A 15904-nucleotide genomic window follows, 5' to 3' on the forward strand; every position below is an offset into this window, starting at 1 on the left:
TATACAGCATATACATGTAAGGAAGGTTCTAAACCATTTATGAAGGCAATAAAATAAACACATTGTCCCCTTCAACTAATGTTTCAAAAGTTTTAACGCATCCGTGATCTGGCGCTTGAACGTTTCCTGACGAAAGATCAATCTTCCAATCATGCATTGGACAGAAAACATGGTTCCCGCTGACCATCCCTTCAGCTAAAACGCCGCCTTTATGAGGACAGCGATTTTCAATGGCTTTGAACTGCTTATTAGAGGTTTGAAAAACAGCTAATTCAAGTGTACCGGCGTCAACTGTTTTCCCTAGCTGGAGCGGAAAATCTGATAGGGTGCCAATGTGAACTTTAACAACCGAAACTGTCATATGATCTCATCCCTTCAATTAGTTTATACGGAAGCCGTCGCTTTTTGAAATAATTGTCTCGTGTCTTTTTGACTCTCACGAAGTTCCTGCCAAGGCTCTTCATATGTTGAAAGTGCAATGTCCAATCTTTTGATTAAGGCTGCTCGTTTTTTATCATCTAGGAGCACTGATTGAATGTGATCTAACCCAAGTCGTTCAACCCAAGCAGAGGTTCTTTCTAAATAATTTGCTGTTTCTCTGTAATATTGCAGGTATGCTGCAGCCATTTGCTCTACTTCTTCTGCTGTACTGACCTTCATTAATAAATCTCCAGCCCGCAGGTGTGTGCCGCCATTTCCGCCGGCGTACAATTCAAAACCTCCATCAATTCCCACAATGCCGAGGTCTTTAATTCCAGACTCTGCACAGTTTCTAGGACAAGCAGAGACGGCCATTTTTACTTTATGTGGTGTCGCAAGACCTTCAAATTTCTTTTCAAGTGCAATTCCAAGAGCCATGGAGTCTTGCGTGCCGAACCTGCAAAATTGTTCTCCAACACATGTTTTGACCGTTCTTAAAGATTTTCCATATGCATAACCCGATGGCATATCCAAATCCGCCCACACTTTAGGTAAATCTTCTTTTTTGACTCCTAGAAGGTCGATACGCTGACCGCCAGTCATTTTCACAAGCGGTATTTCATATTTGTCGACGACATCGGCAATTTTTCTCAGGTCATTTGCATTGGTAACGCCGCCGTACATTCGCGGAACAACCGAATAGGTGCCATCGTTTTGAATATTGGCATGCATGCGTTCATTTACAAAGCGTGAGCTCTTTTCATCTTTGTACTCAAGTGGATGAATTATGCCTAAATAATAATTCAGTGCAGGGCGGCATTTTGAACAGCCTTCCTCTGTCTCCCAGTCAAGTACATTCATCACTTCTTTGACATGCTGCAAGCCTTTTTCTTTGATTTCATGAATGACTTCATCTCGTGAAAGAGTGGTGCAGGCGCAGATGGTTTCTTTTTGTGCTGTTCGGTTTGCATCCTCACCTAGCGTATGCCAAAGAATCTCTTCGACAACGGGCTGACAGCCTCCGCATGATCGTGAGGCACTTGTACATTGCTTGACTTCCTGAAACGTTGTTAAGCCTTCTTTCTGAATGGCTTCCACAATCTGCCCCTTTGATATGCCATTACAGCCGCAAACGATATGGTCGTTTGCCATGCTGTCAATCGTGCTTTCTTTCGCCGGATCATTCGAGGTTAAGACAGATACCTTCTCCATATCCGACATATCTACTCCTTCTTTAATGTACGAAAATAAACGAGGTCCGTCGCTTGTTTCTCCAAACATGACAGCGCCTACTAATCTGTTTTGCTGGAAGACGAGTTTTTGATAGATGTCTTTTTGTTCGTCAAAAATCTTAATCGCTTTTTTCTCATCGTTTTCAATAAAGTCACCAGCTGAAAATACATCAACTCCTGATACTTTCAGCTGTGTTGACAGAACAGAGCCTTCATATGGAGCGGGGTTTAAGCCGCATACATGCTTGGCAAGTACATTTGCTTGATCGTATAAAGGAGCAACTAATCCGTACGTTTGTCCCCTGTGTTCCACACATTCTCCGACGGCATAAATGCCCGGTACACTTGTTTCCATAAAATCATTGACGATAATCCCACGGTTCACTTCCAGCCCGCTTATTTCTGCAAGCATTTTACTTGGTTTAATTCCCACCGCCATGACGACTAGGTCTGCCTCAAGTGTAGTGCCGTCTGAAAATGATAAACCTTCTACTCTTGTATCTCCTAAAATCTCATTTGTCTGTTTTCCTAACAGGAATTTCATACCCTGTTCTTCTAATGCTTTTTGAAGAAGCTGGCCTGCAATAGGGTCTAGCTGGCGTTCCATTAAATGAGAGCCGAGGTGAATCACATTTACTTCCATGCCTAAGTTTAATAGACCGCGTGCTGCTTCCAGCCCAAGAAGTCCGCCTCCGACGACTGCTGCTTTTTTGTACATAGTAGAGGCATTGACCATTTCCTCAGTGTCTTGCAATGTACGAAAAGCTGTCACGCCTTTTTTGTCACTCCCTGGAATTGGCAGGATAAATGGAAGTGACCCTGTTGCTAAAATCAATCGGTCATAATGCACGATCCGTCCTTGATCACTGGTGACTGTTCGGTTCTCTGTATCGATCTTCACAATGGTCTCGTTTATAAACAGCTGAATATCATGCTTTTGATACCAGTTCCAATCGTTTAACGTAATATCTTCGACCTTCGTATCCCCTTGAAGCACTTTCGATAAAAGAATTCGGTTATAGTTAGGATACGGTTCAGTCCCAAATACCGTCATGTCGAATCGTTCGCCATCTGTTTTTAAAATGTTTTCAAGGCTTCGAATGCCGGCCATACCGTTCCCCACTAATACGAGTTTTTCTTTCATGAAAAAACACCCCTCATGTGATCATTTTTTAGAAAGTACCATAATCTAAACATAGATGGAAAATACATGTTAAAATTTCTCACATAGTTTTTCATTCACGTAGGCTGACAGCTGTACAGGACAATATTTAAAGCCTGGCATTTTACTGTGCGGATCTAGTTGATCATCGATTAATTGATTAATTGATTGATGTTTGCTCCAGTGAAATGGAACAAACACGGTATCTTTTCGAATGGTGTCTGATATGCGGCATCTGACGATGGCACTTCCTCTTATTGACTTGATGGTCACGAGCTCCCCGTGCTGAAGTCCATACGTTTTCGCTGTGTCAGGATGAAGCTCTGCATATGCTTCAAACTGTCTGGCAACAAGAGAGGTGCTCCTTCTTGTTTGAACGCCTGTTTGGTAATGAGCCATTACCCTGCCGGTCGTTAAATAAAGAGGGTATTCTTGACTGACGGGTTCCTTTGCAGCTTTTTTTCCGTGTGTGACGACGGCAAACTTCGCTAAACTGTCAGAATGTGAGAATGCATGTTCAAATAATCTTTCAGTTCCCGGGTCTTCTAAATGAGTACAAGGCCACCTTATGCCTTGTTCCTTCCTTAGCCTTTCATAGGTTATGCCTGAATAATCAGCCTTTGCACCTTTCGTTACGGCTCTTAATTCCTCAAATATCTCTTCTGCGGATGAAAAGGTAAAATGGCTTCCTTTGCCTAATACAGCTGCTATTTCACAAATGATTTGCCAATCGTGTTTTCTTTGGTATTTAAGTGGATATGTTGCTTCTCTAAGCGTAACGCGCCCCTCTACGTTTGTCACGGTACCTTCATCCTCTAAATATGACGAAGCAGGTAAAATTACATCTGCCATTGCAGCTGTCTCAGACATAAATAAATCTACGGCAACAAAAAAGGACAAGTTCTTGATGGCTTGCTGAATCAAGTGCGCGTTCGGCCCTGACTGGACAGGATTTGAGCACATTAAAAAGAGTGCTTTGATCTCACCTGCCTGCATTTTTTCAAACATCTCAAAAGCAGACACGCCCTTTCCTGGGAGTTCTTTTTCATCAATGTTCCATCGTTCAGCCATTTCTTTTCTGTGAGCAGGGTTTGAGATATCTCGATATCCTGGGAGCTGATCTGCTTTTTGCCCATGCTCTCTTGCTCCCTGGCCATTTCCCTGGCCGGTTATTGCGCCATAGCCGCATCCGAAGCGGCCGATCTTCCCAGTAACAAGCAGAATATTCAGGAAATTACGCACAGAGGCTGTTCCGTCTATTTGCTGCTCAATGCCTCTTGCTGTAAAAATCATACCTGTCTTTTCTTGCGCGAATTTCCTTGCTATTTTCTGCATCACATCAATCGTCACGCCAGTTTGCTCAGCAATGTCTGGCAGGGAGATGTGGGAGATGTGCTCCTTTAATTCTTGGAAACCTGACGTTCGTTGATGAATAAAAGATTCATCGATTAAATGTTCATACAGCATGATGTGCAATATGCCGTTTGCCAGTGCAGCATCTGACCCTGGTTTTAGGCTGACGTGTAAATCGGCTAATTGGGCTGTCGGTGTTTTGCGCGGATCAATGACGATGAGAAATGTCCCCTTTTTTTTCGCCTCTTCGATGTAGGGCAGGAAGGTTGGCTGACATTCCGCTATATTCGTTCCGACCAATATCAGCACCCGTGCATGCTTGATGTCGCTTAGAGGAAAGGTCAGACCACGGTCAAGTCCGAATGTTTGATTTGCGGCAGTTGCTGCCGAAGACATACATAGTCTGCCGTTATAATCGATGTATTTCGTTTTCAGCGCCACTCTTGCAAATTTCCCGAGTAAGTATGCTTCCTCATTTGTAATTGATGCGCTTCCGTACACACTGATCACATCATGGCCATGCGACAGCTGAAGGGATCTTATGTTTGCTTTGATTTCTTCGAGTGCCTCCTGCCATGTCGCTTTTACAAATTGTCCGTTTCTTTTGATCAGCGGGTGATTCAGGCGATCTTTATGAAGTGCGTGCTGGTGTGCATGCTGTCCTTTCATACAAAGCCTGCCGTGCGTTGTTGGATTGTGTACGCCAATCGTTTGATAGCGTGTTCGCCCTTCCACATGCTGCTCAATTAACTGCATTTTGCACTGCATACTGCAAAAAGGACATTGGGATGAAAACACTCGCTTTTGTTCTTCTTGCTTTGATTTTTGCTGGGCATATTGTAAAAAAGATTGACTCATACCTTCACATCCTTTTGTCTTACATTTCCTTGACTGCTTTGGTCAAATTGCGCACAGAGCACGTCTCTTCTTTCCTCATCAAGTAATTTTTCTCGAATAGAAATGTTTCCATTTCTGGAAAGCCAATCGCCAATGGATTCTTGAAAGTAAGCATTTTTTCTATACTCTTCAAGCAGCGCTTTAAAAAAAGGAATAAGTTCACTTGAATGAGGCAAGGTGTAAAAAAGCTGGCCTCCTATATAAATATTCCATTCACCCAGCTGTTTCTTCAGACAGATGTCATCAATTAGGGCAAGGTTACATGAGCAGGAAGCGCCGATGATATGAATGGAGGTGACTGCTGGTAAAAGTGTATCTTCTACTTGTCTTTCCAGCTCCATCACAAGTGACGTGACAGCTGGATCGTTGCAGTCACATGAAAGGATATGAGATAGTCTTCTTTTCTCATTAGGCATAATTGGCCAATGGTTTTTGACGATTTGTGCCGCCTGTTTTGACACACCGGTGAGCCGTATTCGTTTATGCTTTGTCAGTTCTGCCTGCTCAATCAGTCTGTTCTCTAACAAAGACGTAATGATCTTCAAAAAATCCAGATCAAGCCGGCCTCCATATAATTGTGGAATCAACATGTCTTCCTGATCAGCAGTGCTGATTTTTTCCACCGATCCTTGAAATTGCTCGAGATAGTATTGAATGGCCGGTCGGCAGATGCCGCAGCCGTGATTTGTTTTCCATTGAAAATGTCTTCTTATTTCTTCAGCATTCACCGGCTGCTGCTTTTTAATAAACGAAAAAATGGTCTGCTCATCTACTTCTGTACATGGACAAAGAAAGACATGCGATTCCGTTTGTTCATGTGATGATAACTGGCAGCAAGCACGTACGAGTTCTTGACAGCCGCCGCACCCGGTTGCTGCCCCTGTCTGTTTTTTCACTTCTTCTAAATTTGTCAGCTCATGGATCGATATGCTATTTAAGATGGTCCCTTTTGTAACGTTTTGACATTGGCAGACGAGGTCTTCCATTTTTAATGAATCTAGTGGGGATGGCTGCTTTTCATAAAGGGATTTCATGACCACACTTTTATCACGTCCCACTTTCACATCTTGCAAAAGCTGATCGGCATTCTCCAGCTCTCCGACGAATAAAATACCTGCCAGCGCCTCACGTTGAAAGACGAATTTTTTATACACTTCTTGCTCTTCATCTAAATAAGTCACAGCTGACGTAAATGGGGAATGATGTTCAATACATCCAGCAGAATAAATCGGCATGTCAGGGACTTTTAATTTTGTTGAGTAAATGGGCTGGGGTGTATGTGTGATTTTTTTTCCTAAAAGATGCTTAGCGAGCACACATGCTTGTTCATAAATGGGCTGAACAAGACCGTGCACCATCCCTTTGTGCTCTGCACATTCTCCAATCGCATAAATATTCGGGATATTTGTCTCCATCACGTCATTGACGACAATGGCTTTTCTCGTGTGTATGCCATGATTCTCTGCAAGCTGTATATTCGGACGGATACCTGTTGTAAAAACAACAAGATCAGCATCGACGATGTCGCCATTTTTCAATAGAACCCCTTCTACTCTTTCGTCTCCTAAGCATGCAATGGTATGGGCATTTGTTTTCACCTGAATGCCTTTTCGCATGAATTGTCGAAGTAATAATCCGGCAGCTGTTTCATCTAATTGGCGCTGCATGAGCCGCTCCATATGATGAATGATGGTGGTTTCCAGCCCCGCAATTTGCAGACCAGCTGCCACCTCCACACCAAGCACGCCGCCTCCGATCACTGCAGCTCGTTGATATCGCATTGCATCCGCACAAATGGCCTCATAATCATCAATTGTACGAAAAGCGTAAATCCCTTTTTTGGACACACCCTGAATAGGAAGAAAATTCGGCGATGAACCTGTTGCGATGATGAGCTTGTCATAGGGGATTTCCCGGCGCGCATCTGTCATGACACACTTTCGATTTGTATCGATATGTACAACTGATTCTCCTTTGTACAATGTGATGTCATGCGCGGTGTACCATTCTTTTTCCTTTAGTTGAATTTCAGCTAATGATTCAGTTTTTTGTAAAATTGATGAAAGTTTTATTCGATTGTAGGCAGAGTGCTTCTCTTTTCCAATGACTGTTATGGCATAGCGTTCTGGCTGCTTTTGAATGACCTCTTCGATACATTTCATACTCGCCATGCCGTTTCCAATAAACACAAGTTTGCGTTTTGCCATCTGAAATCAACCTTTCTAAGCCTCTTGCTCCAACACATTGTATGGATTGATTATGGCACACACTTGTAAAAAAGTGTTTATTCATGTCAATTTTTCTCACATAATACTTTCATTAAATAAGTGAACTCGCTATCTTTAAGTCAGAAAATTCAAAATGCAGGAGGCGTTTTATGAAACTCTCAGAACTAAAATCAAGTGGTCATCCTAAGACATTGTTTGGTTCCTTTTTATATTTCGATGTGAGCTTTATGATCTGGGTTTTGTTAGGGGCGCTGGGTGCTTTTATTGCGCAAGATTTTACTTTATCCACTGTAGAGAAAGGCATGATTGTTGCCATTCCGATTCTATCTGGTTCTTTTTTTCGGATTGTGCTTGGTTTATTCACCGATCGAATAGGACCTAAAAAGACAGCAGTAATGGGAATGCTTTTAACGACCATTCCGCTCATTTGGGGGTTTGTCGCTGGTACAACCCTTTCGGAGCTCATACTGATTGGGATTTTGCTTGGAGTAGCAGGAGCAAGTTTTGCTGTTGCTTTGCCAATGGCAAGCCGCTGGTATCCTCCTCACTTACAAGGAGTAGCTATGGGGATTGCAGGCGCCGGGAATAGTGGAACACTGATCTCCACATTATTTGGCCCAAGGCTTGCGGAGATTTACGGGTGGCATGCCGTAATGGGGCTCGCTCTGATCCCGTTAAGTCTTGTCTTTTTGTTTTTTATTTTCACTGCAAAAGATGCACCAAATCAGCCCGCTCCTCAGCCGATTCGGTCGTACTTTTCAGTATTTCAAGTGAAATCGACATGGTTTTTCTGTCTGCTTTATGCGATCACATTCGGAGGATTTGTCGGGCTTTCCAGTTTCCTCAGTATTTTCTTTGTGGATCAATATGGTGTTTCGAAAATTCACGCTGGTGATTTTGTGACCCTTTGTGTGGCGGCAGGCAGCTTCTTTCGGCCTGTTGGCGGTCTCATTGCCGATAAAATAGGTGGAATGAAAGTACTGCTTGGATTATTCGGAATCATCGGCATCTGCTTAGGAGGAGTGAGCAGTCTTCCAGCTTTACCAGTGGTCATTGCGCTTTTATTTGCCGGGATGATGTGTCTTGGGATGGGGAATGGCGCTGTTTTTCAGCTGGTGCCTCAAGTATTTCATAAAGAAATTGGGATTGTGACCGGAATTGTTGGGGCTGCTGGAGGCATTGGCGGATTCTTTTTACCTAATATTCTAGGCAGTTTAAAAGAATTGACTGGCTCGTATACGTTTGGCTTTTTGACCATTTCCCTTTTTGTTCTAGTTGTCTTTCTCTGTTTAGTTGTATCGCAGCTTAAACGTAAAAAAGTGTTGATCAACCATACCATTTCTGAATCATAAAAAGCCATGACCACACGTTGGTCATGGCTTTTCTTTATATTGTAACACCCTTTGTTTGACCTATTTTGGCAGAACCGAACTCCCCATTAAATAACGGTCTACCTCGTGCGCCACTTGTCTGCCTTCATTAATTGCCCAGACAATCAAGCTTTGCCCGCGTCTTGCATCTCCCGCTGCAAATACGCCTTCTACATTTGTTGTATATTCCCCATACTTTGCGTCAATGCGATTGTTTTTGCTGTCCACGCCAAAGTGTTTCACAAGCGGCTGTTCAGTTCCCTCAAAACCAATTGCAATAAAGACGAGCTGAGCAGGCCATACCTTCTCTGTCCCTGGAATCTCATGAAATTCAAACTTCCCTTGTTCGTTTTTCACCTTTTCCATTTGAATGGTATGAAGCTCTTTTAATTTCCCATTTTTATCTGCCACAATTTTTGTGGTTTGAATTGAATATTGACGCGGATCTTCTCCGAATTTTGCTTGTGCTTCTTCATAAGCATAATCCAGCGAGAAGACATAAGGCTGTTCTGGCCACATGTTATCCCCTACACGTGTATCCGGAAGCTTTGGATGCTTTCCGAATTGAACAACACTTTTTGCTTTTTGGCGAAGTGCAGTTGCGACGCAGTCAGCGCCTGTATCTCCTCCGCCAATCACAATCACATCTTTCCCTTTTGCGTCAATAAAGTTTTTGTCTTTGAATCCTGAATCAAGCATGCTTTTTGTTGCGAGTGTTAAATAATCCATTGCAAGGTGAATGCCTTTTGCTTCCCGGCCTTCGATCAACAGATCACGCTGCTTTTGTGCACCTGTACAAAGGATAACCGCATCAAACTGCTCTTTCAGTTCGTCGGCAGTGATATCCACGCCGATTTCTGTGTTCGTCACAAAGTCAATGCCTTCTTGTCTTAGAAGTTTGACTCTTCGCTCGACCACTTCTTTGTCGAGCTTCATATTCGGAATGCCGTATGTCAGCAGTCCGCCAAGGCGGTCAGAACGCTCGAATACTGTAACAGCGTGTCCTGCTTGGTTTAATTGATCAGCACTTGCAAGTCCTGCTGGTCCTGAGCCGACAATGGCAATTTTCTTCCCTGTACGGCTTGAAGGGATTCTTGGCGTGATCCATCCATTTTCAAAGCCTTTATCAATGATCGTGCGTTCGATATTTTTAATCGAAACAGCTGGATCATTAATAGCGACTGTACATGAACCTTCACAAGGCGCAGGACATACTCTCCCAGTAAACTCAGGGAAATTATTTGTTTTTTGCAGTCTTTCGAGCGCTTCTTTCCATCTTCCGCGATAGACCAGGTCATTCCACTCTGGAATTAAATTGTAGATCGGGCAGCCAGACACGCCGCCCCTGATCTCCATACCAATTTGACAAAACGGTGTTCCGCAATCCATACATCTAGCGCCCTGTTTCTTCAATACGTCATCTGTATAAGGAGCTGAATATTCTTTCCAGTCATTTTGACGAGTGAGAGGGTCACGTTCATTTGGCTTTTCTCTTTTATATTCCATAAAACCTGTTGCTTTGCCCATTGTCCTCTCCCCTTTCTTAATGAGCGAGGGCTGCTTTTTGCCCGTTTGCCGTTTCTTGATTTTTCGGTTTTGTATTTGCTTCAAAGGCAAACATCACCGCTTCTTCATGACTGAGGCCCGCTTGTTTTTGTTCTTCAATGCTTTGAAGCATCATTTTGTAATTTCTCGGAATGACTTTGATGAATTGATCCTTTTCTTGCTCCCAGTTTTCAAGAAGTGCTGCTGCTTTTGAGCTGTTTGTATCATCAAGGTGTTCCTTGATCATTTGCTTCACTTCTTGTTCTTCTTCATGATCTGTGAGCTTTTCAAACATGATCATTTCCATGTTGCACATTCTTTTGAACTGTTTGGCATCCGATGTATGGATGTAAGCCACACCACCAGACATACCTGCACCAAAGTTTTTCCCAACGTCTCCTAAAATGACGACACGTCCGCCAGTCATGTATTCACAGCCGTGATCTCCAATTCCTTCAACAACCACATGTACACCTGAATTACGAACAGCAAATCGTTCACCAGCACGTCCGTTAATATAAGCTTTTCCGCTAGTTGCACCGTAAAATGCGACGTTTCCTACAATGACGTTTTCATGTCCATTTTGTACAAAATGATCAGACGTTTTAACAGCAATTTTGCCTCCTGAGAGTCCTTTGCCGATATAGTCATTTGAATCACCTGTTAAATAGAGAGACATACCTTTTGGCACAAATGCGCCAAAGCTTTGTCCAGCTGAACCAGTGAATCTAAGTGTGATGGTATCCTCTGGCAAGCCCTCTTCCCCGTAGCGCTTAGACACTTCACTGCCAGTGATGGTTCCGGCCACACGGTTGATATTGCGAATGTTCAATGATAGATCAACTGGTGTTTGATGATTTAGCGCCTCTTGTACATAAGGAAGGATTTCATTCATATCCAGCGATTCATCAATTTTATGATTTTGCGGTGTTCTGAATGTCCGCGCTCCTTCAGGCTGATAAAGCAGTGTTTCAAGGTTTAGCTGACCTGCTTTCCAGTGAGCTTTTGCTCGTTCACTGACCGCTAGAACGTCCGTACGTCCGATTAATTCATCCATCGATGTAAACCCGAGTTCCGCTAAGATTTCTCTTACTTCCTCTGCAATAAACATCATGAAGTTCACAATGTGATCAGGGTCACCCATGAATTTTTTGCGGAGCTCTGGATTTTGTGTAGCAACACCGACCGGGCAAGTATCTAAATGACATGCTCTCATCATCACGCAGCCTAGCACGACAAGTGGAGCTGTCGCAAAGCCATACTCTTCTGCTCCTAAAATCGCAGCCATGACAACGTCGCGGCCAGTCATTAACTTTCCGTCCGTTTCAAGAACAACTCTCTCGCGAAGACCGTTTAACACAAGGGTTTGATGCGCCTCTGCCAATCCAAGCTCCCAAGGAAGTCCTGTGTGTTTAATACTCGTTTTCGGTGAAGCTCCTGTACCGCCGTCATAGCCGCTAATGACAATGACGTCTGCAGTTCCTTTTGCTACACCTGCTGCAATCGTGCCAACGCCTGCTTTAGATACAAGCTTGACACTGATGCGTGCATCACGGTTTGCGTTTTTCAAATCATGAATCAGCTGTGCCAAATCCTCGATGGAATAAATATCATGATGCGGCGGTGGTGAAATTAATCCGACACCTGGCGTAGAACCACGTACATCGGCCACCCAAGGATACACTTTATTTCCTGGCAGCTGTCCGCCTTCTCCCGGCTTTGCCCCTTGCGCCATTTTAATTTGCAGTTCATCTGCATTGACTAAGTAATGACTTTTCACACCAAATCGGCCAGAAGCGATTTGTTTAATGGCGCTTCTGCGGTCATCACCATGTTCATCTACTGTAAAGCGGGCAGGATCTTCTCCGCCTTCTCCGCTGTTACTTTTACCGCCAATTCGGTTCATCGCAATTGCAAGTGCCTCATGCGCTTCTTTACTTAAAGATCCAAATGACATGGCACCTGTCTTAAAGCGGCGTACGATGGATTCAGCAGATTCCACCTCTTCCAGACGAACCGGCTTTTGTTTTGGCTGAAATGCAAACAAATTTCGGAGGAAGCCGATTCTTTCTTCATCCGCTGCCTTTGTATATTGTTTAAATAGGTCGTAATCTTCATTGCGGCATGCCCACTGGAGCGTGTGGATCGTCTTTGGATTAAAGGCATGGTGCTCTCCATTTTTTCTCCACTGGAATTCACTGCCTGATTCAAGTGTCTGGTCAGTTGCTCCTTGGTACCCTGCTTCATGACGAAGTTTTGCCTCATGAGCAATGGTGTCAAGATCAATCCCACCAAGCTGAGAAGCTGTTCCTGTGAAATACTCTTGAATGACATCTTCACTAATCCCGACTGCTTCAAATATTTGCGCGCCTCTATAGCTTTGCACAGTGGAAATCCCCACTTTGGACATGACTTTGACGACACCTTCTGTCACGCTTTTACCAAACTTTGTAACAGCTTCATCAAAGCTGATCGAAATCGCTTCGTCTGCAATCAGCTGTTTGTATGTTTCATAGACAAGGTAAGGATGGATCGCATCTGCCCCGTAGCCAATCAGTGCGGCAAAATGATGGACCTCTCTCACCTCTCCAGATTCAACGATCAGACTGACCTTTGTCCGCAGACCTTGACGCACAAGGTGCTGATGTAGTGCACTTAGCGCAAGAAGTGGTGGAATCGGTACTTTTTGTTCTGTCATTTCACGATCTGAAAGGATTAATAAAGAGACGCCTTCTCTAATCGCTTTTTCCGCCTCTTCAAACATCGCATCCAGTCCGCGCTTTAAATCATCGGTGAAAAGTGTATGAATGGTTTTGCTTTTAAAGGCATTATGAACAATCGTTTTCAAGCCGTTAAATTGGCCGCTCGTTAAGACCGGTGTATAAAGTTTAATTCTTCGGCATGAATATTCATTCGGATGTAAAATATCACCTTCGGCTCCTAACCAAGTCATGGTTGATGTCACTAGCTGCTCACGAATGGCATCAATCGGCGGGTTCGTGACCTGTGCGAACAACTGCTTGAAATAAGAAAACAGAGACTGCGCACGATCTGATAACACAGCAAGCGGTGTGTCACTTCCCATTGAACCAATTGGGTCCTTGCCTTCCTCTAGTAAAGGAATTAAATACTTTTGAATGTCCTCGTACGTATAATGGAACGCACGCTGACGCGTCAACAAATCATCCATTATACTAGAATTTTCTGAATTTTCTTCCGAGCGATTGACGTGGACCATTTCTTCATCGAGCCATTTTTGATAAGGAAGTTCATTCGCAATGGTCGATTTCACTTCTTCGTCAGAAATAATTCGTCCTTCTTCTAAATCAATGAGCAGCATTTTACCAGGCTCAAGACGATCTTTGTACTTAACATCTTCTTCATTTGTGTCAATTACACCAACCTCAGAAGAGAAAATGATATGATCATCATTTGTGACATAGTACCTTGCCGGTCTTAATCCGTTTCGGTCTAAGATGGCCCCGATTTGTTTACCGTCCGTAAAGGAAATCGCTGTTGGTCCATCCCATGGCTCCATGAGAGAACTATGGTATTCATAAAATGCCCGTTTCTCTTTCGACATGTGCGTGTTTTCCGTCCAAGGCTCAGGAATCAGCATCATTGCTGTATGAGCAGGTGTACGGCCAGCAAGCACAAAGAATTCAAAGGCATTGTCTAAAATGGATGAATCACTTCCGTCTGCATTCAGCACTGGCAAAATCTTGTCTAAATCGTCTCCGAAGGCTTCAGATACGAATTGTTGTTCTCTTGCACTCATCCAATTGATGTTTCCTCTTAATGTGTTGATTTCTCCGTTGTGAATTAAATAGCGGTTTGGATGGGCTCTTTCCCATGTAGGAAATGTATTTGTACTAAATCTTGAATGAACAAGTGAAAATGCAGAAACAAATGTTTCATCCTGTAGATCAAGATAAAAAGCATCGACTTGATCTGATGTTAAAAGCCCCTTGTATACGATGGTTTGACTCGACAGGCTGACAAAATAAAATTGTTTTTCCTCTTTTGTTCCCCAGTTCTCAGCCTGTTTACGGATGACATATAATTTTCTTTCAAATGACAAACGGTCTGTAATGTTGTCGTTTGCTCCGATAAAGACCTGTCTCACAACCGGACAGCTCTTCGCTGCGACAGTACCAATTTTCCCGGCATCGACAGGAACCGTTCTCCAGCCAATTAATGTTTGGCCTTCTTGTTTAATGAACCCGTTGATTTTCTGTTCGATGGCTTGACGCGTTTTTTCGTCATCATCTTTTGAAAAGAAGACCATTCCTACCCCGTAACGGCCCTTTTCTGGAAGTGCAAATTCTTTGCAGTTCTTTCTAAAGAAAGCGTCTGGCAGCTGTACCATTAAACCAGCACCATCACCTGTATACGGATCACTGCCTTGCCCGCCGCGGTGATCAAGCTGGCACAGCATTTGTAATCCCTTTTTGACGATGCTATGTGTCGCCTCCCCTTTTAAATGGGCGTACAGTCCGATTCCACATGCATCATGTTCAAATTCAGGACGGTAGAGACCTTGTGGTTGTGGTAGTTGATTATAAGTCATCGTTTCTCTCCCCCGTTTAAAAGATCCGTTTTTTCACAGTAATAAAATCTCACAAACTCTGTAACTTATTTTAAGTTTTCAAATTAATATAAACAATATATAATTTAGATCAAAACAATCTCTTTTTGAGATAGATGGGTGTGAAGTGCAAAAATGGAGCTTCGTCAGTTACGTTATTTTGTAGAAGTCGCAGACCGTGAACACGTGTCAGAAGCGGCTGAAAACTTACATGTTGCCCAATCTGCCATCAGCCGGCAGATTGCGAATTTAGAAGAAGAACTTGGAGTGGCCTTATTCGAACGAGAAGGACGAAATATCAAATTAACGAAGATCGGCAGACAATTTTTAGATCATGTCAGAACTGCACTAAAAGCCATTGATTACGCAAAAGAGCAAATTGATGAATACTTAGATCCGCACAAAGGGACGGTGAATATTGGCTTTCCTACAAGTCTAGCAAGCCAAGTGCTCCCTTCTGTCATCTCTGCTTTTAAGCAGGAATATCCAGAGGTCGATTTTTTACTTCGTCAAGGATCCTATAAGTTTCTCATTGAAGCCGTTAAAAATCGTGATATCGATCTTGCCTTTTTAGGACCTGTACCGACAAACGATTCTCAAATAGAAGGAAATATTTTGTTTTCTGAAAGCATTTATGCCCTTTTACCGGTTAGCCACCCCTTTAGCGGACAAAGGAGTATTCATTTAAGTGATCTAAGAAAGGATCATTTCGTGTTATTTCCTGAAGGGTATGTGCTGAGACAAATTGCGGTTGATGCTTGCAAGCAGGCAGGCTATGAACCTACCATTTCATCTGAAGGAGAAGATTTGGATGCCATTAAAGGCCTCGTTTCGGCAGGTATGGGCGTTACTTTATTACCCGAAAGTGCCTTTTATGAAACAACACCGCGATTTACAGTGAAAATTCCGATCGATTTCCCTCAAGTGAGACGAACGGTTGGCATTATTGCATCTAAAACGCGAGAAATGTCTCCTTCTGCCCATGATTTTTATGTGTTTGTGAAGGATTTCTTTTCTAAAATTGAACAATATAAATAATTCACTAAAACAAGACATTTCATTTGTAGAAATAATCCCTCTTTGTATATGATGAGTTACAGAACAAAAGA

Annotated in this window: 8 protein-coding genes; 2 read left to right on the forward strand and 6 right to left on the reverse strand. The window is 43.2% G+C overall.

Features of this window, described 5'->3' with window-relative positions; translation table 11 throughout:
- Positions 1-37 precede the first annotated feature (37 nt).
- The 4 genes from nirD to ACP69X_RS10150 form a co-directional block, all read right to left on the reverse strand.
- The gene (gene nirD, locus ACP69X_RS10135; protein ID WP_041085616.1) at positions 38-361 is read right to left on the reverse strand and encodes a nitrite reductase small subunit NirD; all 324 of its coding nucleotides are present in this window, start codon (positions 359-361) and stop codon (positions 38-40) included.
- Positions 362-384: 23 nt separating this feature from the next.
- Positions 385-2796, reverse strand: coding sequence for a nitrite reductase large subunit NirB (gene nirB, locus ACP69X_RS10140; protein ID WP_426052658.1), 2412 nt, complete (start codon positions 2794-2796; stop codon positions 385-387).
- Between the two features lie 69 nt (positions 2797-2865).
- Positions 2866-5025, reverse strand: a complete 2160-nt coding sequence (gene nasC / locus ACP69X_RS10145; RefSeq protein WP_411264202.1) for an assimilatory nitrate reductase catalytic subunit NasC — start codon at positions 5023-5025, stop codon at positions 2866-2868.
- The gene (locus ACP69X_RS10150; RefSeq protein WP_426052659.1) at positions 5022-7271 is read right to left on the reverse strand and encodes an FAD-dependent oxidoreductase; all 2250 of its coding nucleotides are present in this window, start codon (positions 7269-7271) and stop codon (positions 5022-5024) included. The genes nasC and ACP69X_RS10150 overlap by 4 nt, the downstream gene beginning before the upstream one ends.
- Positions 7272-7441: 170 nt before the next feature.
- On the opposite strand from ACP69X_RS10150, the gene ACP69X_RS10155 reads away from it, so the two are divergent.
- Complete coding sequence (locus ACP69X_RS10155; RefSeq protein ID WP_075611505.1) at positions 7442-8644, forward strand: MFS transporter; 1203 nt, start codon at positions 7442-7444, stop codon at positions 8642-8644.
- Positions 8645-8704: 60 nt separating this feature from the next.
- Here the strand turns inward: ACP69X_RS10155 and gltD are convergent, their stop codons facing one another.
- Both gltD and gltB read right to left on the reverse strand, forming a co-directional pair.
- On the reverse strand, positions 8705-10189 hold the full coding sequence (gene gltD / locus ACP69X_RS10160) for a glutamate synthase small subunit (protein ID WP_039179183.1): 1485 nt from the start codon (positions 10187-10189) through the stop codon (positions 8705-8707).
- A 16-nt stretch (positions 10190-10205) separates the two neighbouring features.
- Positions 10206-14777, reverse strand: a complete 4572-nt coding sequence (gltB, locus tag ACP69X_RS10165; protein WP_426052660.1) for a glutamate synthase large subunit — start codon at positions 14775-14777, stop codon at positions 10206-10208.
- A gap of 153 nt (positions 14778-14930) precedes the next feature.
- Here gltB and ACP69X_RS10170 point away from each other — a divergent pair, with 153 nt between their 5' ends.
- Positions 14931-15833: a LysR family transcriptional regulator gene (locus tag ACP69X_RS10170; RefSeq protein WP_034280677.1), complete on the forward strand. Its 903-nt coding sequence runs from the start codon at positions 14931-14933 to the stop codon at positions 15831-15833.
- Positions 15834-15904 lie beyond the last annotated feature (71 nt).

The organism is Bacillus sp. DC4300-2b2 (assembly GCF_049895685.1).
Classification (GTDB): domain Bacteria; phylum Bacillota; class Bacilli; order Bacillales; family Bacillaceae; genus Bacillus; species Bacillus safensis.

Excerpts from the sequence above, each read along its gene's own strand:
- nasC (WP_411264202.1), bottom strand. The coding sequence starts at position 5,025 with ATGAGTCAATCTTTTTTACAATATGCCCAGCAAAAATCAAAGCAAGAA.
- gltB (WP_426052660.1), bottom strand. The coding sequence starts at position 14,777 with ATGACTTATAATCAACTACCACAACCACAAGGTCTCTACCGTCCTGAA.
- ACP69X_RS10150 (WP_426052659.1), bottom strand. The coding sequence starts at position 7,271 with ATGGCAAAACGCAAACTTGTGTTTATTGGAAACGGCATGGCGAGTATG.
- nirD (WP_041085616.1), bottom strand. The coding sequence starts at position 361 with ATGACAGTTTCGGTTGTTAAAGTTCACATTGGCACCCTATCAGATTTT.
- nirB (WP_426052658.1), bottom strand. The coding sequence starts at position 2,796 with ATGAAAGAAAAACTCGTATTAGTGGGGAACGGTATGGCCGGCATTCGA.
- ACP69X_RS10155 (WP_075611505.1), top strand. The coding sequence starts at position 7,442 with ATGAAACTCTCAGAACTAAAATCAAGTGGTCATCCTAAGACATTGTTT.
- gltD (WP_039179183.1), bottom strand. The coding sequence starts at position 10,189 with ATGGGCAAAGCAACAGGTTTTATGGAATATAAAAGAGAAAAGCCAAAT.
- ACP69X_RS10170 (WP_034280677.1), top strand. The coding sequence starts at position 14,931 with ATGGAGCTTCGTCAGTTACGTTATTTTGTAGAAGTCGCAGACCGTGAA.